The 23,037-nt window shown below is 73.5% G+C and carries 19 protein-coding genes; 13 read left to right on the forward strand and 6 right to left on the reverse strand.

Annotated features, from left to right (window positions below; genetic code table 11):
- Nucleotides 1–46: 46 nt before the first annotated feature.
- Entirely contained in the window at nucleotides 47–1,573 is a 1,527-nt protein-coding gene (locus AMK27_RS03095) for a fatty acyl-CoA synthetase (protein WP_073902458.1), read from the forward strand.
- Here AMK27_RS03095 and AMK27_RS43350 read toward each other — a convergent pair.
- Both AMK27_RS43350 and paaK read right to left on the reverse strand, forming a co-directional pair.
- Nucleotides 1,552–3,168 carry a serine/threonine protein kinase gene (locus AMK27_RS43350; protein WP_073902459.1) on the reverse strand — a complete coding sequence of 539 codons (1,617 nt, stop codon included), beginning with the start codon at nucleotides 3,166–3,168 and terminating at the stop codon, nucleotides 1,552–1,554. The two genes, AMK27_RS03095 and AMK27_RS43350, sit on opposite strands and share 22 nt — an antisense overlap.
- A 139-nt stretch (nucleotides 3,169–3,307) precedes the next feature.
- Complete coding sequence (gene paaK / locus AMK27_RS03105) at nucleotides 3,308–4,597, reverse strand: phenylacetate--CoA ligase PaaK (RefSeq protein ID WP_073902460.1); 1,290 nt, start codon at nucleotides 4,595–4,597, stop codon at nucleotides 3,308–3,310.
- 287 nt (nucleotides 4,598–4,884) lie between these two features.
- Between paaK and AMK27_RS03110 the strand changes: the two genes are divergently transcribed.
- Nucleotides 4,885–5,661, forward strand: coding sequence for a GNAT family N-acetyltransferase (locus AMK27_RS03110; protein ID WP_073902461.1), 777 nt, complete (start codon nucleotides 4,885–4,887; stop codon nucleotides 5,659–5,661).
- 25 nt (nucleotides 5,662–5,686) lie between these two features.
- Here the strand turns inward: AMK27_RS03110 and AMK27_RS03115 are convergent, their stop codons facing one another.
- The gene (locus AMK27_RS03115; protein WP_241847286.1) at nucleotides 5,687–6,502 is read right to left on the reverse strand and encodes a pentapeptide repeat-containing protein; all 816 of its coding nucleotides are present in this window, start codon (nucleotides 6,500–6,502) and stop codon (nucleotides 5,687–5,689) included.
- A 103-nt stretch (nucleotides 6,503–6,605) separates the two neighbouring features.
- Here AMK27_RS03115 and AMK27_RS03120 point away from each other — a divergent pair, with 103 nt between their 5' ends.
- Nucleotides 6,606–8,132, forward strand: coding sequence for an alpha/beta fold hydrolase (locus AMK27_RS03120; RefSeq protein WP_073902463.1), 1,527 nt, complete (start codon nucleotides 6,606–6,608; stop codon nucleotides 8,130–8,132).
- Nucleotides 8,133–8,172: 40 nt separating this feature from the next.
- On the opposite strand, the gene AMK27_RS03125 is transcribed toward AMK27_RS03120, so the two are convergent.
- Nucleotides 8,173–8,523, reverse strand: coding sequence for a winged helix-turn-helix transcriptional regulator (locus AMK27_RS03125; RefSeq protein ID WP_073902464.1), 351 nt, complete (start codon nucleotides 8,521–8,523; stop codon nucleotides 8,173–8,175).
- A gap of 76 nt (nucleotides 8,524–8,599) precedes the next feature.
- Here AMK27_RS03125 and AMK27_RS03130 point away from each other — a divergent pair, with 76 nt between their 5' ends.
- Nucleotides 8,600–9,295, forward strand: coding sequence for an NADPH-dependent F420 reductase (locus AMK27_RS03130; protein WP_198955789.1), 696 nt, complete (start codon nucleotides 8,600–8,602; stop codon nucleotides 9,293–9,295).
- A gap of 173 nt (nucleotides 9,296–9,468) precedes the next feature.
- A complete protein-coding gene (locus AMK27_RS03135; RefSeq protein ID WP_073902466.1) occupies nucleotides 9,469–9,882 on the forward strand; it encodes a VOC family protein in 414 nt (137 codons plus the stop codon).
- 25 nt (nucleotides 9,883–9,907) lie between these two features.
- Here the strand turns inward: AMK27_RS03135 and AMK27_RS03140 are convergent, their stop codons facing one another.
- Complete coding sequence (locus AMK27_RS03140; protein ID WP_073902467.1) at nucleotides 9,908–11,533, reverse strand: acyl-CoA synthetase; 1,626 nt, start codon at nucleotides 11,531–11,533, stop codon at nucleotides 9,908–9,910.
- A 164-nt stretch (nucleotides 11,534–11,697) separates the two neighbouring features.
- Between AMK27_RS03140 and AMK27_RS03145 the strand changes: the two genes are divergently transcribed.
- From AMK27_RS03145 to AMK27_RS03180, 8 genes are all read left to right on the forward strand, one after another.
- Nucleotides 11,698–12,507: a crotonase/enoyl-CoA hydratase family protein gene (locus AMK27_RS03145; protein ID WP_073903873.1), complete on the forward strand. Its 810-nt coding sequence runs from the start codon at nucleotides 11,698–11,700 to the stop codon at nucleotides 12,505–12,507.
- Between the two features lie 70 nt (nucleotides 12,508–12,577).
- Nucleotides 12,578–13,567 (forward strand): OB-fold nucleic acid binding domain-containing protein, encoded by a 990-nt coding sequence (locus AMK27_RS03150; RefSeq protein WP_073902468.1) that lies wholly within the window; start codon nucleotides 12,578–12,580, stop codon nucleotides 13,565–13,567.
- The gene (locus AMK27_RS03155; RefSeq protein ID WP_073902469.1) at nucleotides 13,564–14,634 is read left to right on the forward strand and encodes a thiolase domain-containing protein; all 1,071 of its coding nucleotides are present in this window, start codon (nucleotides 13,564–13,566) and stop codon (nucleotides 14,632–14,634) included. Before AMK27_RS03150 ends, AMK27_RS03155 begins: the two co-directional genes overlap by 4 nt.
- Entirely contained in the window at nucleotides 14,624–15,808 is a 1,185-nt protein-coding gene (locus AMK27_RS03160; protein ID WP_073902470.1) for a thiolase domain-containing protein, read from the forward strand. Before AMK27_RS03155 ends, AMK27_RS03160 begins: the two co-directional genes overlap by 11 nt.
- A 36-nt stretch (nucleotides 15,809–15,844) precedes the next feature.
- Nucleotides 15,845–16,264, forward strand: coding sequence for an ACT domain-containing protein (locus tag AMK27_RS03165; RefSeq protein WP_073902471.1), 420 nt, complete (start codon nucleotides 15,845–15,847; stop codon nucleotides 16,262–16,264).
- A 658-nt stretch (nucleotides 16,265–16,922) separates the two neighbouring features.
- Nucleotides 16,923–19,766, forward strand: coding sequence for an ATP-binding protein (locus AMK27_RS03170; RefSeq protein ID WP_073903874.1), 2,844 nt, complete (start codon nucleotides 16,923–16,925; stop codon nucleotides 19,764–19,766).
- A gap of 56 nt (nucleotides 19,767–19,822) precedes the next feature.
- Nucleotides 19,823–20,323 carry a hypothetical protein gene (locus AMK27_RS03175; RefSeq protein ID WP_073902472.1) on the forward strand — a complete coding sequence of 167 codons (501 nt, stop codon included), beginning with the start codon at nucleotides 19,823–19,825 and terminating at the stop codon, nucleotides 20,321–20,323.
- Between the two features lie 16 nt (nucleotides 20,324–20,339).
- Complete coding sequence (locus tag AMK27_RS03180) at nucleotides 20,340–20,705, forward strand: RNA-binding S4 domain-containing protein (RefSeq protein WP_030314775.1); 366 nt, start codon at nucleotides 20,340–20,342, stop codon at nucleotides 20,703–20,705.
- A 45-nt stretch (nucleotides 20,706–20,750) separates the two neighbouring features.
- On the opposite strand, the gene AMK27_RS03185 is transcribed toward AMK27_RS03180, so the two are convergent.
- The gene (locus AMK27_RS03185; protein ID WP_073902473.1) at nucleotides 20,751–22,949 is read right to left on the reverse strand and encodes a terpene synthase family protein; all 2,199 of its coding nucleotides are present in this window, start codon (nucleotides 22,947–22,949) and stop codon (nucleotides 20,751–20,753) included.
- Nucleotides 22,950–23,037: the final 88 nt, after the last annotated feature.

Raw genomic sequence — 23,037 nt, forward strand, 5'->3', positions numbered from 1 at the left:
CGCACGGTACTTGACCTTCCGCCCGGTGCGCGCGGAGGATCACCGCATGGATCGACTCCTCAGCCGCGCCGTCGACGGTGTCCTGCGCATGAGCGCCCAGCGCGTCCCCGACCGGGTCGCCCTCCGGTACGCCGACCGGACCTGGACGTACGCCGAGCTGGACGCGGCCGTCTCCACCGCGGCCGCCGTCCTGCGGGAACCGCACCACGGCCACGGCCTGCCCGGGGCCGCCCGGGTCGCGACCTACGGGCACAACTCGGACGCCTACCTCATCGCGTTCCTCGCCTGCTCCCGGGCGGGCCTGATCCATGTGCCGGTCAACCACCACCTGACCGGCGAGGACCTCGCGTACCTCCTGGAACAGTCCGACACCTCCCTGGTCCTCGCCGACCCCGCGCTCGCCGAGCGCGTACCGGACGGCTTCGCGGTCAAGGCGCTGCGGGACGCGCCCGGTTCGCTCCTCGACGCGCTCGCGCAGCCGGAGGCGTACGACAGCGACCGCGACGCCAGGGATGTCGTCCAGCTGCTCTACACCTCGGGCACCACCGCGCTGCCCAAGGGCGCGACGATGACCCACCGGGCCCTCGTCCACGAGTACGCGAGCGCGATCGAGGCGCTCGACCTGCACGAGGACGACCGGCCGGTGCACGCGCTGCCGCTCTACCACTCCGCGCAGATGCATGTCTTCCTGCTGCCGTACCTCGCCGTCGGCGCCGAGAACACGATCGTCGACGGACCCGATCCTGCCGTCCTCTTCGACCTGGTCGAGGCGGGCCGCGCCGACAGCGTCTTCGCCCCTCCGACGGTGTGGATCGGGCTCGCCAACCGCCCGGAGTTCGCGCACCGCGACCTGTCGGCCCTGCGGAAGGCCTACTACGGGGCTTCGATCATGCCCGTACCGGTCCTGGAGGGCCTGCGCGCGCGCCTCCCCGGACTGCGCTTCTACAACTGCTTCGGCCAGTCCGAGATCGGCCCGCTCGCCACCGTCCTCGGACCCGACGAGCACGAGGGCCGGATGGACTCCTGCGGCCGGCCCGTCCGCCACGTCGAGGCGCGGGTCGTCGACGAGGACGGCAAGGACGTGCCCGACGGCACCCCCGGCGAGATCGTCTACCGCTCGCCGCAACTGTGCGACGGGTACTGGCGCAAACCGGAGGAGACCGAGGAGGCCTTCCGGGGCGGCTGGTTCCGCTCGGGCGACCTCGCGGTCCGCGACGCCGAGGGCTATCTCACGATCGTCGACCGGGTGAAGGACGTCATCAACTCCGGTGGTGTGCTGGTCGCTTCCCGCCAGGTGGAAGACGCGCTCTACACCCATCCCGGCGTCGCCGAGGTGGCCGTCATCGGCCTCCCCGACGAACGATGGATCGAGGCGGTCACCGCGGTGGTCGTGGCCCGCGGAGAGGTCGGCGAGGCGGAACTCCTCGCCCACGCGCGGGAGAACCTGTCACCCTTCAAGGCCCCGAAGCGCGTCCACTTCGTCCCGGAACTGCCCCGCAACGCCAGCGGCAAGATCCTCAAGCGTGAGCTGCGCGAGCGGTACGCGGACGGTCAGGCGGGCTTGAGGCAGTAGTCCCGGTCCCAGGTCTCCGTGTACGGGAGGCTGTCCGGCCGCGCCTTCCAATCGACGCCGCAGTCGGTGAACGCGTCCTGCGGGGCCTCGACGACCTTGACGACCTTGAGCTGCTTCCCCTCGCCGCAGGCCCGTTCCGTCCACAGCACCGTGGCGGAGAGGAATCCGACGTCGCCCTGGGCGGCGTCGAGGCAGTCACCGGCCACGACGTGCGGTGACACGCACAGTTTCTGCGCGGCCCAGCGCTCGCCCACGACGAACACGTTGAGGCAGCTTCCGTCCGCGCGTCCCCCGCTCACGACGGTCCGGGCGCCGGGCTTGCCGCAGTCGATCACACGGGGCCGGCTCGGAGTGAACGTGTCCTTGCCGGTGCGGGTGTTCCCGAGGCAGTCGCCGACGACGGGAGCCCGGTCGGCGAACTCGGGTCCGCCACCGTCGAACAGCCCCTGGCGGTAGCCCACATAGCCGCCCGTCGCCAGCACGACGGCCAGCACTCCGGCCACCGCACCCAGGACGCGCTGCCGCGGCACCCGGGACACCGGCGCGGGCCGGGACGAGGGAGCGGGGGCGCGGGGCGGGGCCGTGCGCGTGGGCGCCTCATGGGATTCCGCCGGGGCGCTGGGGGCCGGGGGCGCCCCGAGGGAGTCTTCCGCCGGCGTGTCGGGAGACGCGGACACGGGGGCCTCCGCGGCCGCCGGCGTCTCGTCCGTCCTTGGCGCCACGAAGTCCTGGTGCGCCCTGATCGCGGCCGTCCACGCCGTGGGGAGCAGTTCGCTGCCGCCGGTCGGGTCCTTCGCGAACCCGGCGAGCAGGACCGCCGGTGTCGGCCGGTCCGCCGGGGACAGGGCGAGCAGCGGGAGGACCAGTTCCCGCAGTTCCTCAGGCAGGAGGCGGTCGTCGACCTCGGCCCGCTGGACCATGGCCAGCAGCCGGAACGCGTCGTTCACCGGCCCGTACGGGAACCGCGACGTCGCGAGATGGAGCAGCGTCGCCCCCATGGAGTACATGTCGGATGCCACCGTCGATGCCTCGCCGCGTGCCTGTTCCGGCGAGGTGAAGGCCATCGTGCCCAGCGTCAGGGTGGTGCGGGTCAGGTCGAGGGCGTGGGAGATGCCGAAGTCGATGAGACGGGGGCCGGACAGGGGCAGCAGCACGTTGCCGGGTTTGACGTCGCGGTGGACGACGCCCGCGCCATGGAGGTCGGCGAGGGCCTCGGCCATGCCGACGGCGATCCAGCGCACGGCCGGCGCGGGCAGCGGGCCCGCGTCCCTGACGAGTTCGGCGAGCGACGGGGCGGGGATGTACTCGGTGGCCATCCACGGCTTCGGGGCCTCCGCGTCCGCGTCCATCACGGAGACGGTGAAGGCCCCGGTGACACGGCGGGCCAGCGCGACCTCACGGGCGAAGCGCCGCCGGTCGGACTCCTCGGGCACGCCGTCGGCGAGCAGCGTCTTCACCGCGACCAGCCGGCCGCTGACGGTACGGCCGAGATAGACCCGCCCCATGCCGCCGGAGCCGATCCGGCCGATCAGCCGGTACGCGCCCAGCCGGCGCGGGTCGTCCCCCTGTAACGGTTCGAGCCGTGGCCCGCCCATGCCGAGTCCCCCGCTCCCCGTGTCGCCTGGGACCTGAGTGGTCCCGCCCCTGACACAGACCGTACGCGATCGGGTACATGCACAGGGGCCGTTCGCACGCGAACTGCCGGTGTCCGCCGTAGAGATGACGGGTAATCGGCTAGGGCGCCTGCCGCAGGTCCACGATCCGCTTGATCTTGCCCACCGAGCGCTCCAGCGTCTCCGGGTCGACCACCTCCACGTCCACCGAGACCCCGATCCCGTCCTTGACCGCCGCCGCGATCGTCCGGGCGGCCTCCGCGCGCTGCTCGGCCGTCGCGCCCGCGCGGGCCTCGGCGCGTACCGTCAGGGCGTCGAGGCGGCCCTCGCGGGTGAGGCGGAGCTGGAAGTGCGGGGCCACGGCCGGGGTGCGGAGGACGATCTCCTCGATCTGGGTGGGGAAGAGGTTCACCCCGCGCAGGATGATCATGTCGTCGCTGCGCCCGGTGACCTTCTCCATCCGCCGGAACACCCGCGCGGTGCCCGGCAGCAGACGGGTCAGATCGCGCGTGCGGTAGCGGACGATCGGCATGGCCTCCTTGGTGAGCGAGGTGAAGACGAGCTCCCCCTCCTCGCCGTCCGGCAGGACCTCGCCCGTGAACGGGTCCACGATCTCCGGGTAGAAGTGGTCTTCCCAGATGTGCAGGCCGTCCTTCGTCTCCACGCACTCCTGGGCCACGCCGGGGCCGATCACCTCCGACAGGCCGTAGATGTCGACCGCGTCGATCGCGAAGGCCTCCTCGATCTCCTTCCGCATGGCCTCCGTCCACGGCTCCGCGCCGAAGACGCCCACCCTGAGGGAGGTGGAGCGCGGGTCCACGCCCTGCCGCTCGAACTCGTCGAGCAGCGTCAGCATGTACGAGGGGGTCACCATGATGATCTCGGGACGGAAGTCCTGGATGAGCTGCACCTGCCGGGCCGTCATGCCGCCGGACGCGGGGATCACCGTGCACCCGAGCCGCTCCGCGCCGTAGTGCGCGCCGAGCCCTCCCGTGAACAGGCCGTATCCGTAGGCCACATGCACCTTGTGCCCGGGGCGGGCGCCGGCGGCGCGCAGGGAGCGGGCGACCACGTCCGCCCACATGTCGAGGTCGCCCTCGGTGTATCCGACGACGGTCGGCCGGCCGGTGGTGCCGCTGGAGGCGTGGATGCGCCGGATCCGGGACGGGGCGACGGCGAACATCCCGAAGGGGTAGTGGTCGCGCAGGTCCGTCTTCGCGGTGAAGGGGAACCGGGCCAGATCGGCGAGCGTACGGCAGTCGTCCGGGGTCACCCCGGCCGCGTCGAAGGAGGACCGGTAGAAGTCCACGTTCTCGTACGCGTGGCGCAGGCTCGCCCGCAGCCGCTCCAGCTGGAGGGCCGCGAGCTCCTCGCGTCCGAGCCGTTCGCCGCTGTCCAGCAGTTCCGTCATCGCGCCACTCCTCCGGGGTCGTAAAACGGACGACCGATCATTCGGTAGATCCGTTCCGGTCAGTAAAACCGGACGCACCGGGGGGTTGGCAAGGGGTCGGAGCAAGGTTCCCGGGTCGTGCCCCCGCCCCGTCCCGGGCGTTTCGGGCCGAGAGGGCCGAAAGACTGCCCCTCGCGGGGCCCGTGGGCGGGCGGGCCCCGCCGACATCCCGTGGCCCCGCCGGCATTCCGTGGCCCCAGCCGGTAATCCCGTTGCCGGGCGCGGGGCCGGCTGCTGGAGTGGCCCGCATGGAACCCCAGCACCTCCGTGACCTGTACGACCGCCAGCTCCGCCGCGACGCCCGCCCCGACGGGCCCGGCTGCCGGGTCGAGCGCGTCGGCGACGTCGTCCGCCAGACCGGACCCGCGCACGCCTGGAACGGCGTCCTCTGGTCGGCTCTCGACGCGGGGAACGCCGACCGGGCCATCGCCGGCCAGATCGACCACTACCGTGCCGAAGGGCTGCCCTTCGAGTGGAAGCTGTACGCCCACGACACCCCCGCCGACCTCGCCGAGCGGCTCGTCGCCGCGGGCTTCACCGCCGAGGACCCGGAGACCCTGATGGCCACCGAGGCCGCCGCGCTGCCGCACGACGTGGCGCTGCCCGCGGGCGTCGAACTCCGGGCCGTCACCGACGAGCCGGGGGTGCGCCAGGTGGCGGAGGTCCACGAACGCGCCTTCGGCACGGACAGCAGCCACCTCGAACGCCAGCTCCTGGACCGGCTCGCGGCCGACCCCGACACGGTCACCGCCGTCCTCGCCCTCGCCGACGGTGAACCCGTCAGCGCCGCACGCCTCGAACTCTGCCCCGGCACCGACTTCGCCGGCCTCTGGGGCGGCGGCACCGTCGATGCCTGGCGCGGCTGCGGCCTCTACCGCGCGCTCGTCGCCCACCGCGCGCGCATCGCCGCCGAACGCGGTCACCGCTACGTCCAGGTCGACGCGGCGGCCACGAGCCGCCCCATCCTCCAGCGCCTCGGGTTCCTCACGCTCTCCACCACCACCCCGTACACCTACGGCGGTTAGACCGGGCCCGTCGCGCTGCCGTGCCTCAGGACGCCCAGTGCGCGGGTCGCTCGAACCCCTCCGGCAGCCGGGTCGCGGCGTTCCCGCGCGCCGCGTTCAGCTGGGGCTGCGTCAGGAAGAGGGCGCCGGTCAGGTCCGCGCCCGACAGATCGGCGTCCCGCAGGTCCGCTCCGATCAGGTCCGCGAGCGTCAGATCGGCGCCCGTCAGATCGGCCGCGATCAGCAGCGCCCCGCGCAGGTCGGTGCCCCGCAGCTTCGCCCCGCGCAGCCGCTTGCCGACCAGGTCCGCCCCGCGCCGGCTCCTCGGCCTGCCGCCGGCCGTGGCGCGGACGAGTCCGCTCGTCCGCAGGAGCAGCTCGTTCACCTCGGCGCGCACCTCCGGCACCCGCAGCTTCTCCAGGTCGTCCGCCGAGCCGCCGGTGAGCTCCTCGACCCGGGCGAGTGCCGTCCGCAGCTCGGCGTGGACGGGACGGGCCGCCGGGCGGCCCAGCGCCTCGGTGAGGTAGCGCAGCAGCTCGTGGAGCTGGCGCATCACGTAGAAGACGTCGTACATCCGGCTCGCGGTCTCCGGCGCCTCGCGCCAGGACACGCCGCCGAAGGTGACCTGGGAGACCTGCTGGCCGGCGCCGAAGCAGTCGTACACCGTGCAACCCTGGAACCCGCTCGTCCGCAGCCGGGTGTGGATGCCGCAGCGGAAGTCCTCCTGGAGGTTCCGGCAGGGCTCGCCCGGCGCCTTGTCCACGGCGAAGTCGGACGACTTCGCGAAGGGCAGCGCCACACAGCAGAGGCCGAAGCAGTTGGCGCAGTCGCCGCGCAGTGCGGAATCCCGGGTCTCGGGCACGATGGGAGGGTTCCTTCGCTGGTCGGAGACGGTTCACCCACCGTATCGCGCTCCCCGGCAAAGTCCTTGCGAAGATCGTTCGTGGTCCGTGAGGATCGGTGCCATGCCACAGTTCACCTCGTACGACGGAACCGCGCTCGCCTACCGGACGGTGGGGGAGGGCGAGCCCCTGGTGTGCCTCGCCGGCGGGCCGATGCGCGACGCCGCCTACCTCGGTGACCTGGGCGGACTCGCCGCGCACCGCGCCCTGATCCTGCTCGACGCCCGGGGGACCGGGGCGAGCGCCGAGCCCGCCGACCCCGGCACGTACCGCTGTGACCGGCAGGTCGGCGACGTCGAGGCGCTCCGCCTCCACCTCGGCCTGGAGCGGATCGACCTGCTCGGCCACTCGGCGGGCGGAAACCTGGCCACCCTGTACGCCGCCGCCCACCCCGAGCGGGTCCGCTCCCTGGTGCTCGTCACCAGCCTGGGCCGCGCGCTCGGTGTCGGCACCACCGACGAGGAGTGGGACGAGGCCGTCGAGATCTTCGCCGACCGGCCCTGGTACCCGCAGGCCAGGGCCGCGCTCGACGCGATCGGCCCGGAGACCCCGGAGGCCCGGGTCCGTGAGATCACCGCGCCCTTCGCGTACGGCCGCTGGGACGCCGCCGCCCAGGACCACGCGGCCCGCGACGTGGAGCAGCTGAACCAGCAGGCGGCCCCCGTCTACCACGCGGAGGGCGCGTATACCCCGGAGGCGACCCGCCGGGCGCTCAGCGCGCTCACGGCCCCGGTGCTCCTCCTCGCGGGGGAGTACGACGCCGGCCCCACCCCGGCCAAGGCGGCCGAGGCCGCCGCCTTCTTCCCGGACGCCGAGCTCGTCGTCCTGCCGGGAGCCGGACACTTCCCGTGGGTGGACGACGCGGAGGCGTTCGTCCGCCCCGTCGCCGCCTTCCTCGACCCGGAGGTCCGCACGGTCACGGTGGACGGCGTCCGCCTCGCCTACCGGGTACGGGGCTCCGAGGACGCCCCGCCCGTCGTCCTGGTCCACGGGAGGGGCGAGAACAGCACCACCTGGGCGCGGATCGCGGCCGAACTCGCCGCCGACCACCGGGTGTACGCGGTCGACCTGCGCGGACACGGACTCAGCGACCGGCCGGGCAGCTACGGATTCGACGTCTTCCGTGACGAACTCGGCGGATTCCTCAAGGCGCTCGGCCTCAGCGGCGCGACCGTCGTCGCCCACTCGATGGGCGGCGGGGCCGCCTACCTCCTCGCCGCCGTGGAACCGGACCTGATCGGGCGGCTCGTCCTGGAGGACGTCCCCGTGTTCTTCCCGATCGACCCGCCGCGCCCCCCGCTCGAACGCCCCGCGGGTCCGCTCGGCTTCGACTGGGAGATCGTCCCCGCCACCGACGCCCAGCTGAACGAGCCCGACCCCGCCTGGCGCGAGCAACTCCCCGCGATCACCGCCCCGACGCTCGTCGTCGCCGGCGGCCCGACCAGCCACGTCCGCCAGGACCAGCTGTCCTGGCTGGCCGACCGCATCGCCGGCGCCCGGCTCGTCACGATCGGGGCGGGGCACCTCGTCCACACGGACGCGCCGGACGCGTTCCTGCGCGCACTGGGGGAGTTCGGACTCCGAAGGTGACGGCCTCCGCCGGCGACGCGCCGTGCCCCCACGGCCGCCGTCACCCCTCGTGCCGCTCCTGAGCCGCCATCACCTCGTCGCCGTGCTCGAAGGCCCACGCGCCGAACGCGTCGATCGGACCGAGCAAGCTCCTTCCCAGATCGGTGAGTTCGTAGCTGATCCTGGCCGGAGCGCCGTCCTCGACGCGCCGCTCCACCAGGCCGTTGAACTCCAGCCGCCGCAGCGTCTCGGTGAGGACCTTGGAACTGATGCCGCCGATGCGCTCCCGGAGTTCGCCGTGGCGGCTCGGGCCCCGGCGCAGGGACCAGAGCACCACGGCGTTCCAGGTGTGGGAGAGCAGGTCGAAGGCGAGACGGGCGCGGCAGTCGGCGAGATAGGCGTCGGAAGTCACGTACCAGATGGTGCCCGACCGCCTTCCTAATGTCGTTCCCGAGGCGCCGAGTTCCGGCGCGGAGAGGGGACGGACGATGAGGATCGGCGTACTGGGCACGGGCGGCATGGCGGACGCCCTGGCCACCCACTGGGTACGGGCGGGGCACGAGGTCCTCGTCGGGGGCCGCGACGAGGCGAGGGCACGGCTCCTCGCGGGCCGCCTGGGCGGCGCGACCGGGTACGGCAGCCTGCGCGCGGCGGCGGGGTTCGGCGACGTGGCGCTCGTCGCGCTGCCGTACGGGGCGGGGGAGACGGTCGTCGGCGAACTGCGGGCGACCCTGGCGGGCAAGGTACTGCTCGACTGCTCCAACCCCGTGGGGCCCGGCTTCCGGCTGCTCACGGACGGCGGCCCCTCGGCCGCGAGCCGCCTCGCGGCCGCGGCGCCCGCCGCCCGGGTCGTCAAGGCCTTCAACCTGTGCCACGAGGACGTGTGGAGGATGGACCCTCCGGTCTTCGACGGGCAGCGTCTCGCCGTCCCGGTGTGCGGCGACGACGCCACGGCGCTCACGCTCGTACGGCGGCTGGTGCGGGACGCGGGCTGCGCACCGCTGACCGGGGGAGGCCTCGACAGGGCGGGACTGCTCGAGGCGACGGCCGCCCTCTTCATCGGCCTCTGGGTCGGGGAGGGCGCCGACGTCCGGGCGATGGCGCCGCCGCTCGAGTTCGCGGAGGGGCCGGGAGGAACGCCCGCGCGCGCCGAGGCCCCGTCCGGCACCCCCGATCCCGCCTGACCGGAACGGCCTGCCTCAGGGGCAGCGTGCCGAGGGGGCGTCCGCGGCATGGCCCGATCGGCCCAGGCGCGGCGCGCCTCGGCCGATCGGGCGGGCACCGGTGCAGGATCGGTGGCGCGGCGCCCTCGGACGGTGCCCGACATCGCCACGGTGCGACATGACAGGAGCCAGGTGTGACCACGCGACTCAACCCCTACCTCAGCTTCTCCGGCGACGCGAAGCAGGCCCTGGAGTTCTACCGGGAGGTCCTGGGAGGCAGCCTCGACCTCAACACGTACGGCGGGTTCGGCGCCGAGGCGCCGCCCGGGTACGCCGACAAGATCATGCACGGCATGCTGGAGACGCCCAGCGGCTTCACGCTGATGGCCGCCGACAATCCGCCGGGCACCGAGCAGACCCCGGCCGGCGGCTTCGCGGTGAGCCTGAGCGGCGACGACGCCGACGAGCTGCGCGGCTACTGGAACGGGCTGTCCGACGGCAGCACCGTGACGGTCCCCCTGGAGAAGCAGATGTGGGGCGATGTGTTCGGCATGTGCACGGACCGGTTCGGCGTCACGTGGATGGTCAACATCACCGGGCAGAGCTGACCCGGCCCGATCGACAGGCCATCCCCTAGGTGTTCGTGTCCGCCTCCACCGCCACCGTGCGGGCCCAGCGGTAGTCGGCCTTGCCGCTGGGGGAGCGCTGGATGCGGTCGGTGAGGACCAGCTGGCGCGGGACCTTGTACCCCGCGAGGCGGGGGCGGCAGTGGGTCTGGAGGGTCTCCAGGTCCAGCGGCGGCGCGTCCGCGCGGAGTTGGACGACCGCGGCCACGTGGTTGCCCCAGCGGGCGTCCGGCACTCCGGCGACCAGCGCGTCGTACACGTCGGGGTGGGACTTCAGGGCCTGCTCCACCTCCTCCGGATAGACCTTCTCGCCGCCCGTGTTGATGCACTGGGAGCCGCGGCCGAGGACGGTGACCACCCCGGTCTCGTCCACGGTCGCCATGTCGCCGAGGAGCACCCAGCGGACCCCGTCCCGCTCGAAGAACGTCTCGGCGGTCTTCTCCGGGTCGTTGTAGTAGCCGAGCGGCACGTGGCCGCGCTGGGCCAGCCGGCCGATCTCACCGGGAGCGACCAGGGCGCGGGTCGCCGGGTCGACGACCTGGGTGCGTTCGTTGACGTGCAGCCGGAAGCCCCTGGCGGGGCCGGAGTCGTCGGTGGCGCGGCCGTTGGAACCGGACTCGGTCGAGCCGAAGTTGTTGAGGAGCAGGACGTTCGGCATCAGCTCCTGGAGCTGGGCCCGTACGGTCTCGGACATGATCGCCCCGGACGAGGACAGGCTGAACAGGGCGGAGAGGTCGGTGCCCTTCAGCGGCCCGCGCAGCGCGTCCACGAGGGGCCGCAGCATCGCGTCCCCGACCAGGGAGATGCTGGAGACCTTCTCCTTCTCCAGGGTGCGCAGGACCTCCTCCGGCACGTACTTGCGGTGCAGGACGACCCGCTGGCCGTAGTTGAAGGCGATGAACGCGGTCAGCGTGGAGGTGCCGTGCATCAGGGGCGGCGCGGGGAAGAAGGTGATGCCGGCGCCGCCGGCGGCGACCCGCTCGGCCAGTTCCTCGGGGCGCTTCACCGCTTCGCCCGAGGGGTCCCCGCCGAAGAGACCGGCGAAGAACAGGTCCTCCTGGCGCCACAGGACGCCCTTGGGCATCCCGGTCGTGCCGCCGGTGTAGATGATGAAGAGGTCGTCGGCCGAGCGCGGTCCGAAGCCGCGCGCGGGTGAACCGGCGGCCTCCGCCTCGGTGTAGGGGACGCAGTCCACCTCCGCGGCGCTCTCGGGCGGGGTCCCCACCCGCACGAGGTGCCGCAGCTTCTCCGTCTGCGGCAGCGCCGCCGCGACCCGGTCGGTGAACTCGGCGTCGAAGACGAGTGCGGCCAGGTCGGCGTCCCGGTAGAGGTAGACGAGCTCCTCCTCCACGTACCGGTAGTTCACGTTGACCGGAACGATCCGCGCCTTGAGGCAGGCGAGGACGGTCTGCAGGTACTCGATGCCGTTGTACAGGTGGAGGCCGAGGTGTTCGCCGGGCCGGATGCCCGCGTCGACGAGGTGGTGCGCGATCCGGTTGGCGGCCTCGTCGAGTCCGGCGTAGGTGAGCCGGCGCTCCTCGCCCGTCCCCGGATGGTCGACGTACACCAGCGCCTCGCGGTCGGGGACCGCGTCGACGACCGATTCGAACAGGTCGGCAAGGTTGTACTCCACCGTTCCTCCTGACCCCGGTTCGCACTGACTCGGCGGTCATTAGAGCGCCGACCGGCGACAGGGGGAAGGGGGTGCGCAGAAGAATCTGACTGAGTGTCAGAAAACTATTGAACTGGACCCCCGGCTACTGCAACCTGTTCCAGAACTGGAGACGGGAGACCCCCATGGGCGGCACTGCTGGCACCGAACACCTCGGCGTACGGCGCGAAGGCGCCACGCTCGTCCTCACCTTGAACCGGCCCGAGGCCAAGAACGCCCTCTCGCTGCCGATGCTCGTCGGCCTCTACGACGGCTGGCTGGAGGCCGACGCCGACGACGGCATCCGCTCCGTCGTCCTCACCGGCGCGGGCGGCTCCTTCTGCGCGGGCATGGACCTCAAGGCCCTGGCCGGCAAAGGAATGGAGGGCGAGCAGTACCGGGACCGGCTCAAGGCCGACCCCGACCTGCACTGGAAGGCGATGCTGCGCCACCACCGCCCCCGCAAACCCGTCATCGCCGCGGTGGAGGGCTACTGCGTCGCCGGCGGCACCGAGATCCTCCAGGGCACCGACATCCGGGTCGCGGCCGCCTCGGCGACCTTCGGACTCTTCGAGGTCCGGCGCGGACTGTTCCCGATCGGCGGCTCCACGGTCCGCCTGCCCCGGCAGATCGCCCGGACCCACGCCCTCGAGATGCTCCTCACGGGCCGCCCCTACTCGGCGGAGGAGGCCGCCAGGATCGGCCTCGTCGGCCGGGTCGTCCCCGACGGCACCGCCCTCGACGCGGCCCTCGGCATCGCCGAGCGGATCAACGCCTGCGGACCGCTCGCCGTCGAGGCAGTGAAGGCCTCCGTCTACGAGACCGCCGAGATGACGGAGACGGAGGGCCTGGCCGCCGAACTCAAGCGCGGCTGGCCGGTCTTCGACACGGCGGACGCGAAGGAGGGGGCGAGGGCGTTCGCCGAGAAGCGGACGCCGGAGTACCGACGGGAGTGACGGGCGAGCGGGGTCAGACCCCCGCGCAGCGGCCCCCGCACCCACCACCGACCGCCCACAAGGAGCCCGCATGACACCTCCGTCGGAAGTCCTCCGCGCACCCCTCGTCGTCGAATTCCCCTTCACCCGTTCCCTCGGCCCCGTCCAGTCCGCCTTCCTCACCGGCCTCCGCGAGCGGACCGTCCTCGGCGTCCGCACCGAGTCCGGCGAGGTCCTCGTCCCGCCCGTCGAGTACGACCCCGCCACCGCCGCCGAGCTCCGCGACCTCGTCGAGGTGGGCACCACCGGAACCGTCACCACCTGGGCCTGGAACCCCGCGCCCCGCCCCGCGCAGCCCCTCGCGACCCCCTTCGCCTGGGTCCTCGTCCGTCTCGACGGCGCCGACACCGCCCTCCTGCACGCCCTCGACGCCCCCGGTCCCGAGGCCGTCCGGACCGGCATGCGCGTCCGTGTCCGCTGGGCCGCCGAACGGTCCGGTGCCATCACGGACATCGCGTGCTTCGAGCCGCACGACAGCGACCCGGTCGCCGAACCCGGCCCCGACCCGGTCGCCGAACGGGTCGCCGATCCGGTCGCCCACGACGGCCGGTTCGACGACCCCGTCACCGGCATCGTCGCCCCCGCCCGCCTCGACTACACCTACAGCCCCGGCCGCGCCCAGACCCGCTACCTGCACGCCCTCGGCGAGCGGCGGACCGTCGGCGAGCGCTGCCCCTCCTGCGCCAAGGTCTACGTGCCGCCCCGCGGCGCCTGCCCCACCTGCGGAGTCGCCACCACCGACCGGGTCGAGGTCGGACCGCGCGGGACCGTCACCACGTACTGCATCGTCAACATCAAGGCGAAGAACCTCGACATCGAGGTCCCGTACGTCTACGCCCACATCGCCCTCGACGGCGCCGGCCTCGCCCTCCACGGCCGCATCGGCGGCATCCCGTACGACCAGGTCCGCATGGGTCTGCGCGTCGAGCCCGTGTGGAGCGAGGAAGGCCGCTACCCCGACCACTACCGGCCCACCGGCGAGCCCGACGCCGACTACGACACCTACAAGGAGCTGCTGTGACGCCGCACCGGCCGGCCCGCGAGGTGGCGATCGTCGCCTTCGCCCAGAGCGACCACCGCCGCCGCACCGACGACCTCTCCGAGGTCGAGATGGTCATGCCCGTCCTGCACGACGTCCTGCGGCAGACCGGCCTCAGGACCTCCGACATCGGCTTCACCTGCTCCGGTTCCTCCGACTACCTGGCGGGCCGCGCCTTCTCCTTCACGATGGCACTCGACGGCGTCGGCGCCTGGCCGCCGATCTCCGAGTCCCACGTCGAGACGGACGGCGCCTGGGCGCTCTACGAGGCCTGGGTGAAGCTCCTCACCGGCGAGGCCGACACCGCCCTCGTCTACTCCTACGGCAAGTGCTCGCCCGGCTCCGTCCGCGACGTCCTCACCCGCCAGCTCGACCCCTACTACCTGGCCCCGCTCTGGCCGGACTCGGTCGCCCTCGCCGCCCTTCAGGCGCAGGCGCTCGTCGACGCGGGCGCCACCGACGAACCCGCCCTCGCGGCGATCGCCGGCCGCAGCCGCGAGGACGCCGCCGCGAACCCCCACGCCCAGCTGCCCGGCGCCCGCCCCCAGGGCGAGTACGTCGTCCAGCCGCTGCGCACCGGCGACTGCCCGCCCATCGGCGACGGCGCCGCCGCCGTGATCCTCGCCGTCGGCGACCGGGCCCGCGAACTCTGCTCCCGCCCCGCCTGGATCCGGGGCATGGACCACCGCATCGAGGCCCACTCCCTCGGTGTCCGCGACCTCACCGACTCGCCCTCCACCCGCCTCGCCGCCGAACGCGCCGGAGCCTTCGAGGCCCCCGTCGACACCGCCGAACTCCACGCGCCCTTCACCTCCCAGGAGGTCGTCCTGCGCCGGGCCCTCGACCTCGACCGGAGCGTGCGGGTCAACCCGTCCGGCGGAGCGCTCGCCGCCAACCCCGTCATGGCCGCCGGCCTCATCCGGCTCGGCGAGGCCGCCGCCCGCATCCACCGGGGCGACTCCGACCGCGCCCTCGCCCACGCCACCTCCGGGCCCTGCCTCCAGCAGAACCTGGTCGCCGTCCTGGAAGGAGAGCCGCATGTCCGGTAAGGCCGTGACATCGAAGGAGCCCGTCGCCGTCGTCGGCGTGGGCCAGACCAAGCACGTCGCCGCCCGCGGGGACGTGTCGATCGCCGGACTCGTCCGCGAGGCCGCCGTCCGGGCCCTGGAGGACGCGGAGCTGACCTGGGCGGACATCGACGCCGTCGTCATCGGCAAGGCGCCCGACTTCTTCGAGGGCGTGATGATGCCGGAGCTGTACCTCGCCGACGCGCTCGGCGCGGTCGGCAAGCCCATGCTCCGGGTGCACACGGCCGGATCCGTCGGCGGCTCCACCGCGCTGGTCGCCGCCAACCTGGTCGCCGCCCGCGTCCACCGCACCGTCCTCACCCTGGCGTTCGAGAAGCAGTCCGAGTCCAACGCCATGTGGGGCCTCTCCCTGCCCGTGCCCTTCCAGCAGCCGCTGCTCGCCGGAGCCGGCGGCTTCTTCGCGCCGCACGTGCGCGCGTACATGCGGCGGACCGGCGCGCCCGACGCGATCGGCTCCCTCGTCGCGTACAAGGACCGGCGCAACGCGCTCAAGAACCCGTACGCCCATCTCCACGAGCACGACCTCACCCTGGAGAAGGTGCAGGCCTCCCCGATGCTCTGGGACCCGATCCGCTACTCCGAGACCTGCCCCTCGTCGGACGGCGCGTGTGCGATGGTCCTCACCGACCGGACGGGCGCCGCCCGTTCGCCCCGCCCGCCCGCCTGGGTGCACGGCGGCGCGATGCGCAGCGAACCGACCCTCTTCGCCGGCAAGGACTTCGTCTCTCCGCAGGCGGGCCGGGACTGCGCCGCCGACGTCTACCGGCAGGCCGGCATCACCGACCCCCGACGTGAGATCGACGCCGTCGAGATGTACGTGCCGTTCTCCTGGTACGAGCCGATGTGGCTGGAGAACCTCGGCTTCGCGGAGGAGGGCGAGGGCTGGAAGCTCACCGAGGCGGGGGTGACCGAACTCGACGGCGACCTGCCCGTGAACCCGTCCGGCGGAGTGCTCTCCACCAACCCCATCGGGGCGTCCGGGATGATCCGCTTCGCCGAGGCCGCGCTCCAGGTGCGCGGCGAGGCGGGCGAGCACCAGGTCGACGGCGCCCACCGGGCCCTGGGCCACGCCTACGGAGGCGGCGCCCAGTTCTTCGCCATGTGGCTCGTGGGAGACACCCCGCCCACCGGGTGAGCCGCGCCGCCGGGCCGGGCGCCTACCCTGGCGGCCATGAACGCGGAACGTGATCTCACCCGGCTGCTCGCCGGGATGCGGCCGGAGCTCGACCCCGGCCGCTACGTCTTCACCACGGTGGAAGGCCCCGCCCCGGCCGGGGTCGCACCGGTGGTCACCGTCACCGAGGACGAGGGCCTCACCCTCGTCGTACGGCAGGAGGAGGCGGACGCCGCCGGCCTCCCGTACGACTACGTGGCGGGCCGGATCACCCTGCGCGTGCACTCCGCGCTCGACGCCGTCGGACTGACGGCCGCCGTCGCCGGCGCGCTCGCCGGGGAGGGACTCAGCTGCAACGTGGTGGCGGGCTTCCACCACGACCACCTCTTCGTGGAACACGCGCGCGCGGACGAGGCGTTGGCCGTGCTCGAAGGGCTCACGGCAGGCGGATCCGGCGACCCCCGCGGGCAGGCCTGAGGACGGTCGCCGGGGCACCCGGGCGAGGCCGTCGGACACCGGACGTCCGACGGCACCTCCGCCGGCCGGGAGCCGCAGGTCACCCGGTCCGCCGACACCGGCCCGACCAGGGCGGACGCGGCCGCGACGGCCGCGGCGAAGGCGCTTTCCACCGCTCCGCGCCGAACCGAATATGCCAGCTGCGACACGGCGGGATTTTGCTTGGCCGTTTGACCGCCCCACCTCACTCCTTCGGGCGTACGCTGGGACTTTCGCGGGGCTTCCCGCTCGGCACTCCTCACCGTGCGCCGGGCGCGCGCCCCCTGTGTGGGGGTGGAACGTGGCACGTCAGGAAGGCGCGTCGGTCCGTCAGGGAGCCGGCCTCTTCGAGCGCGAGGCCGCGCTCGCCGCAGCCGAGGAGGCGCTCGACCTCCTGACCGGTCTGTCGGACGAGCCGTTGTGGCCGGTCGCCGTACCCTCACCCCGCGAGACGCGCGGCCCGCACCTCGTCGCCGTCCCCGACGAATCCTCCGCCCAGGACACCGATCAGGCGACCGGCCCGCTGCCCACACCGTCCGCGGACCACCGGGGCCCCGGCGGCCGTACCGGGCTGCGACCCGTGCCCGACAGCGGCGCCGGACCCGCGTCGCTTCCGGAGCACCGGCCCGGCCCCGGTTCCGTGTTCACCTCCGCGGCCGACGACGGCGCCGCGACCGCCGCGCGCCCCCAAGTCCTCCGCCGCGGCGGCATACTCGCCTACGCCGCCCCCGCCGGCCTCGGCAAGACCACCCTGCTCACCGAGATCCGGCGCCGCGCCGGCGCCCGCGGCTGCACCGTGCTCTCCGCGCGCGGCGGCGACCAGGAGCAGCGGGTCCCGTTCCACGTCGCCCGGCAGCTCCTCCAGCCGCAGCTGGCCCACGCCGCCGACGCCGAACTCCGCGAGCGTCTCGGCTCCTGGTACGACATCGTCGGCCCCGCACTCGGGCTCCGCGCCTCCGCCGAAGGCTCCCCGCCCGACCCGCAGGGTCTGCGCGACGGACTCGACTGGGTCCTCACCCACCTCGCCGTCCGCCGCGCGCCCCTCGTCGTGGTCCTGGACGACGTCCACTGGGCCGACCCCGAGTCCCTCGGCTGGCTCGCCGCGTTCGCCCCGCGCGCCGAGGAGCTGCCCATGCTCCTCGTCGTCGCCTACCGCCCCGACGAACTCCCCGCCGAGGGAGTCGAGTTCACCGGACGACGGTCCGGCCAGCGCCCTCTGGACCTCGCCCCGCTGACCTCGTCCGCCGTCGCCCGGCTCGTCCGCGACCGCGTCGGCGCCCACGCCGACGACAGCTTCTGCCGCGACTTCTGGTCCGTCACCGCCGGCAACCCCTTCGAGGCGGTCGAACTCGCCGCCAAGGTCCGTGACCAGGGCCTCGAACCCACCGCCGACGGAGCCCACGAACTCCCCGACCTCTCCGCCGCCCTCAAGGGCAGCGGCCTCGTCACCCGGCTCGAACGGCTCGGACCCGCCACCGTCCGCCTCGCCTGGGCCTGCGCGGTCCTCGGCACCGAGATCTCACCCCAGCTGGCAGGCGCCGTCGCCGGTCTCGGGGACGAGGCCGTCGCCGACTGCGCCGCCCGGCTCCGCGAGGCGCGCGTCCTCGCCGAGGCCGAACAGGCCGACGATCCCCTCCAGTTCGTCCACCCGCTCATCGCGACCACCGTCTACCGCTCCATCCCGGACGCCACCCGCGTCGCCCTGCACGGTCAGGCCGCCTGGTGCGTCGTCGACGCCGGGCTCGGCCCCACCGCGGCCGCCCGCCACCTCCTGGAGACCCATCCCGAGGGCGACCCCTGGGTCGTCGCCCAGCTGCGCGCCGCCGCCGGCGAGAACCTCCGCGCCGGAGCCCCCGACGCGGCCCGCCGCTTCCTCGCCCGCGCCCTGCGGGAGCCGCCCGCCCCCGGCGACCGGGCCGCCGTCCTCTACGAACTCGGCTGCTCCTCGCTCCTCACCGAGCCCGCCACCACCGTCAACCATCTGCGGGCCGCCCTGGAGGAACCGGTCGGCGACCCGGCGCTCCGCCACGGCATCGTCTACCGCCTCGCCCAGGTCCTCGCCCACAGCGACCGCCTCGTCGAGGCCTCCGAGCTGCTCGGCGAGGAGGCCCGGGTCGCGACCGACGCCCGCAGCCGACTGCGGATGCAGGCCGAGAAGTTCATGTGGGACGCCCTGCGCGCCGACGAACCGGAGTCGCCCGCCCGGTCCCGGCGCCTCGCGGCGCTCGCCGACCGGCTCACCGGCCGCGACGTCACCGAGCGGTACATCATCGGGCTCCGCGCCTGGGACGCCACCCTGCGCGCCGAACCCGCCTCGCTCGCCCTGAAGGAGGCCGAGCGCGCCCTCGAAGGCGGCCTCACCTGGGCCGACGAGAGCCGGGGCTTCGAGGTCCCGGTCCTCGTGGCCCTGCTCCACCTCTACGCCGACCGGCCCGGCCGCGCCGAGGAGCTCTTCGCCGCCGGAACCGCCGAATTCGAGAAGCAGGGCTGGCGCGGGGCGCACCTCGCCTTCGCGTACACCCTCATCGGCTACATCCGCTTCCGGCGCGGCCGGCTGATGGAGGCCGAGGACTTCGCCCGCGCCGGACTCCGCCTCGCCGAGCGCGTCGGCGCCCGCACCCCCGCCCTCTGGTACGCCACCGGCGTCATGATCGAGGTCCTCATCGCCCGCGGCCGTACGGAAGAGGCCGTGCAGGTCGCCCGCGAGCACGACTTCGGCGAGCCGTTCCCCGCAGCCGTCACCATCCCCGACTGCGAGACCGTCCACGCCGAACTGCTGCTCGCCACCGGCCGCACCCAGGAGGCCGCCGAGGAGCTGGCCGCCGTCGGCAGGCGCCTCGACCCGCGGGGCAAGCGCAACCCCTCCTGCTGCCCCTGGCAGCTCCACCTCGCGCTCGCCGAGGCGGCGACCTCCCCGTCGAAGGCCCTCGCCACCGCCCACGAGGCCGTCGCCCGCGCCCGCCAGTACGGGGCGCCCTCCGCGATCGGCCAGGCGCTCCGCGTGACCGCCGAGGTGTCCGAGCCCGCCGACCGCGTGAAGCTCCTGGAGGAGTCCGTCGACTGGCTGGACCAGTCGCCCGCCGCGTACGAGCTGGCCCGCTCCCTCGTCGCGCTCGGCGCGGCCCTGCGCCGCACCGAGCGTGCCGCGGAGGCCGCCGAGCACCTCTACCGGGGCCTGGAGGCCGCCCAGGACTGCGGCGCCGACGCCCTCGTCGAGGTGGCCCGCGCCGAGCTCGCGGCGGCCGGGCTCCGCCCCCGGGCCCTCCACCCCGCGGGCACGGACACGCTCACCGCCCGTGAGCGCGCCGCCGCCGATCTCACCGTCCGCGACCAGGACGCGACCGCGATCCTCGGTGTCGACGCCACCACCGTGGCCCGGCTCCTCTCCGCCGTCTACCGCAAGCTCGGAACCGACCGAACGGGCCTCGCGCAGGCCCTCAGGAACACCGGCCGGGAGCCCCGGGACCCCGCAGGACAGGACTGACCGCGCCGAGCCGCCCGGCGCGTCGCATCGCGCGCCGGGGCACGTACCATGGCCGTATGTCCTTCCTCCGCCGCCGCAGCGCCGCCACTCCCGCGGGCCCGGACTTCGATGTCCTGGCCATGGACCCGGGGGACTGGCCCGGTAATCTCGGCGCCGGCCTGCTGCCCGCTCCCGACGGCTCCTGCCAGGGCGTCTTCCTCCGGTACGACCTGTTCGGCGGCCGCGGCCCCGCGATGATCATCGGCAATCTGCCCGAGGGCTCCCCGGCGCGCGAGCTCACCGACGGCCAGATCCCCTTCGAGGTGGCCCAGCTGCTCGCCGCCCTCGAGAACGACGAGCCGGTCGAGGTCCTCGACACCGAGGACGTCCCCGTGATGCAGGGCGACAACCTCCTGATCGTCCGTCGCCTCAAGCTCTCCGAGAGCCGCATCTCCTGCGTCCAGTTCGACCGCAGCGACAACGTCCTCGTCACGATCGCCAGTTGGGACCGGCCGATCACCGACGACCTGTACGCGCTGCTCAAGCCGCTGCCCGCCGAGCTGTTCCAGCAGGGCTGACGGGGAGCGGGGGCCGATGAGCGCACGCGTCGACAGCTGGATCTGGGCGGTCCGCCTCACCAAGACCCGTGCCCAGGCCGCCGCGGCCTGCCGGGCCGGACACGTCAAGGTCAACGGCGAGCGGGCCAAGCCCGCCCAGGCGGTGAAGCCCGGCGACGAGGTCCGGGTCTTCCACGGCGGGCGGGAGCGGATCGTCGAGGTCAAGGAACTCCACACCAAGCGGGTCGGCCCGCCGGTCGCCGTCGAGGCGTACGTGGACAACAGCCCGCCCCCGCCGCCGCGCGAGCACGTGGCCGTCGCCGCCGTCCGGGACCGGGGCGCCGGGCGTCCCACCAAGCGCGACCGCCGCGAACTCGACGAGCTGCGCGGCCGGCACAGCTGATCGCCGGAGCGTGGAGCGGCCCGCCGGGCCGCCCCACCTCCCGCCTCAGACCCCGACCGGGCCAAGGAGATCCGCCATCCGGGCCGCCGAGGTGCCGAGACCGGTCGGCCCACGCCGCAGCAGCGCCGCACCACTGCCCGCGTGCACGTCCTCCGCCGCGTAGCGCCGCACCTTCCGGTGCCAGTTCAGGATGCCCGCGAGCCAGTCCTCCAACTCCCGCAGATATGCCCCGAAGGCCGACCTGCCCGCCGCGTCGAGCCCGAAGTCCTGGTAGAGCAGGGGGACTTCACGCTTCTTGAGGTGCTCGTACTGGCGCAGCCGGCCGCGCATCAGGTCGTCGACCATGGCCACCGCCGTGGGGTAGTCGCAGTCGAAGAACTTCTGGAGCACCAGAACGCCGTTGTGCACCTCGCCCTCGACCTCGATCTCCTTCTGGTACGAGAACAGGTCGTTGATCAGCGTCCCGTAGTCCATGACCGCGTTCTCCAGGGCGCGCACGGTCCCCGAGCGGAACAGTTCCGGCGGCAGCGCCTCGTCGTGCCGCAACCGGGCCATCAGCATGGTCAGTTCGGAGCCGAAGGTGCTCCGGCGCATCTCGATGTAGTCGACGGGGTCGGGAACCCGGTGCTGCGCCTGGTTGTGCAGCTCCCACAGCCAGCTGTCCAGCATGGCGTCGAGCGCGTACCGCAGCTGGCCGCGGGCCCCCGGCGTCATGGGGCCCGCGGTCCGGGCCCAGAGATCGGCGAGCGAGCGCTCCAACGGGTTCGCGGCGAGCGCCGTGCCCGCGGCCGGATCGTCCAGTGTCAGGCAGGACTTGAACCTCTCGGTCTGCTCCTTGGCACCCCGAAGGTTCCGGGAGCGGCCGAAGACGGCGGGGTAGTAGTCGTCTCCGTAGGTCCCCCAGGTCAGCCACTCGGCGCTGAGCTCCAGCTCCTCCAGAGTGGCGTCCGGGTCGAGTCCGGCCGAGCACAGGGCCAGGTCGAAGCCCTCCGCCAGCGGCCGGTCCCAGAGGTCGTCGAGGAGCCCGAACCGCTCGGCCCAGTCGAGCGACAGCCGACGGGCCTCCGCGTGGTGCGGGCTGAGGGCGAGCGGGTACGGCAGGTCGAACTCGGGCAGCAGGGAAGGGCCCACAGGCTGGTGCGGCACATGGGTGAGCGCCCGCAGCCGCGACGCTGCCGGGCGCCCGAAGAGGGTGCGGATGTCGAGGGCGGAGGTGCCGAGCACCCCTTCGAGGTGCGAAGGGCCGCCGACCATGCCCTCGTTCATGTACCGGCTGGAGCGCATGTGCCACTCGTGGCCGCCCGACTGCCAGTCCTGCAGCCCCTTCGCGTACGCCGCGACGGCCGCGCACTCGGCCGCGTCGAGGCCCTTCTCGGCGGCGAGCAGCGGCACTTCGGTGAGGGCCGTGTTCTCGAACTGCTGGAGCCGTGAGGTCAGCAGGTCGTTGACGGCGTTCGCCGCCTCCTGGGTCGTGCAGCCGAGGAACTTCTCGAGGACGAGCACGCCGTTGCTGTTCTCGCCCTCGTCCTCCACCTCGCGCTGGTACGAGAAGAGGTCGTTGCGCAGATGGACCGCGTCGGAGAAGGCGTCCCTGAGCACCCGCAGCGGCCGGGAGTACGCCACCTGGGCCGGGACCTCCGCACCCGCCGCGTACTCGACGAGCCCCGCCGACCAGGGCGCGCCGCCCACCTTGCGCCGCATCTCGATGTACTCGACGGGGTTGGCGATCCGCCCGTCGTTGATGTTGTCGAGCTCCCAGAGGGACTCGTACAGCAGGTGCTCCGTCGCCTCCGCGAACCGCACCCGCCAGCCTGCCGACATGGCGGGAACGGTCCGCAGCCAGAGGTCGGCGAGCCCCGCCTCGACGGGGTTGGTCGGCTCGGGCATGCCCGCCGCCGGGTCCGCCGGCATGAACAGCGGCAGCCGGTCCAGATAGGTCTTGCCGCCGGCCCGGTCCTGGGGCCGTTTGAAGATCTCCAGGAAGTGGTCGTCGAAGAAGAAGACCCAGGTGTACCAGTCGGTGACGAGGTTGAGCGCCTCCTCGTCGCAGTCGGGGTGGGTGTACGAGCAGAGCAGCGCGTAGTCGTGCGAGTCGAGGTCGTGCTGCTCCCAGACCCCCGAGCCCTCCAGCATCCCCATCTCCCGCGCCCAGTCACGGGTGTGCGTGCGGGCGGCCTCCAGGTGGGGGTTGAGCCGCGCCGGATACGGAACATAGAAATCCGGCATAACGAAGGGCTGAGGCATCTGCTGAAGGGCCTTCCGGTGAGCATGAGCTGTGTCCGGCCCACCTTTACCCGTCGCCCGTACGGCGCACGCGATCTCCCGAATAGTC

It is taken from the genome of Streptomyces sp. CB02009 (assembly GCF_001905825.1).
In the GTDB taxonomy this organism is placed as follows: domain Bacteria; phylum Actinomycetota; class Actinomycetes; order Streptomycetales; family Streptomycetaceae; genus Streptomyces.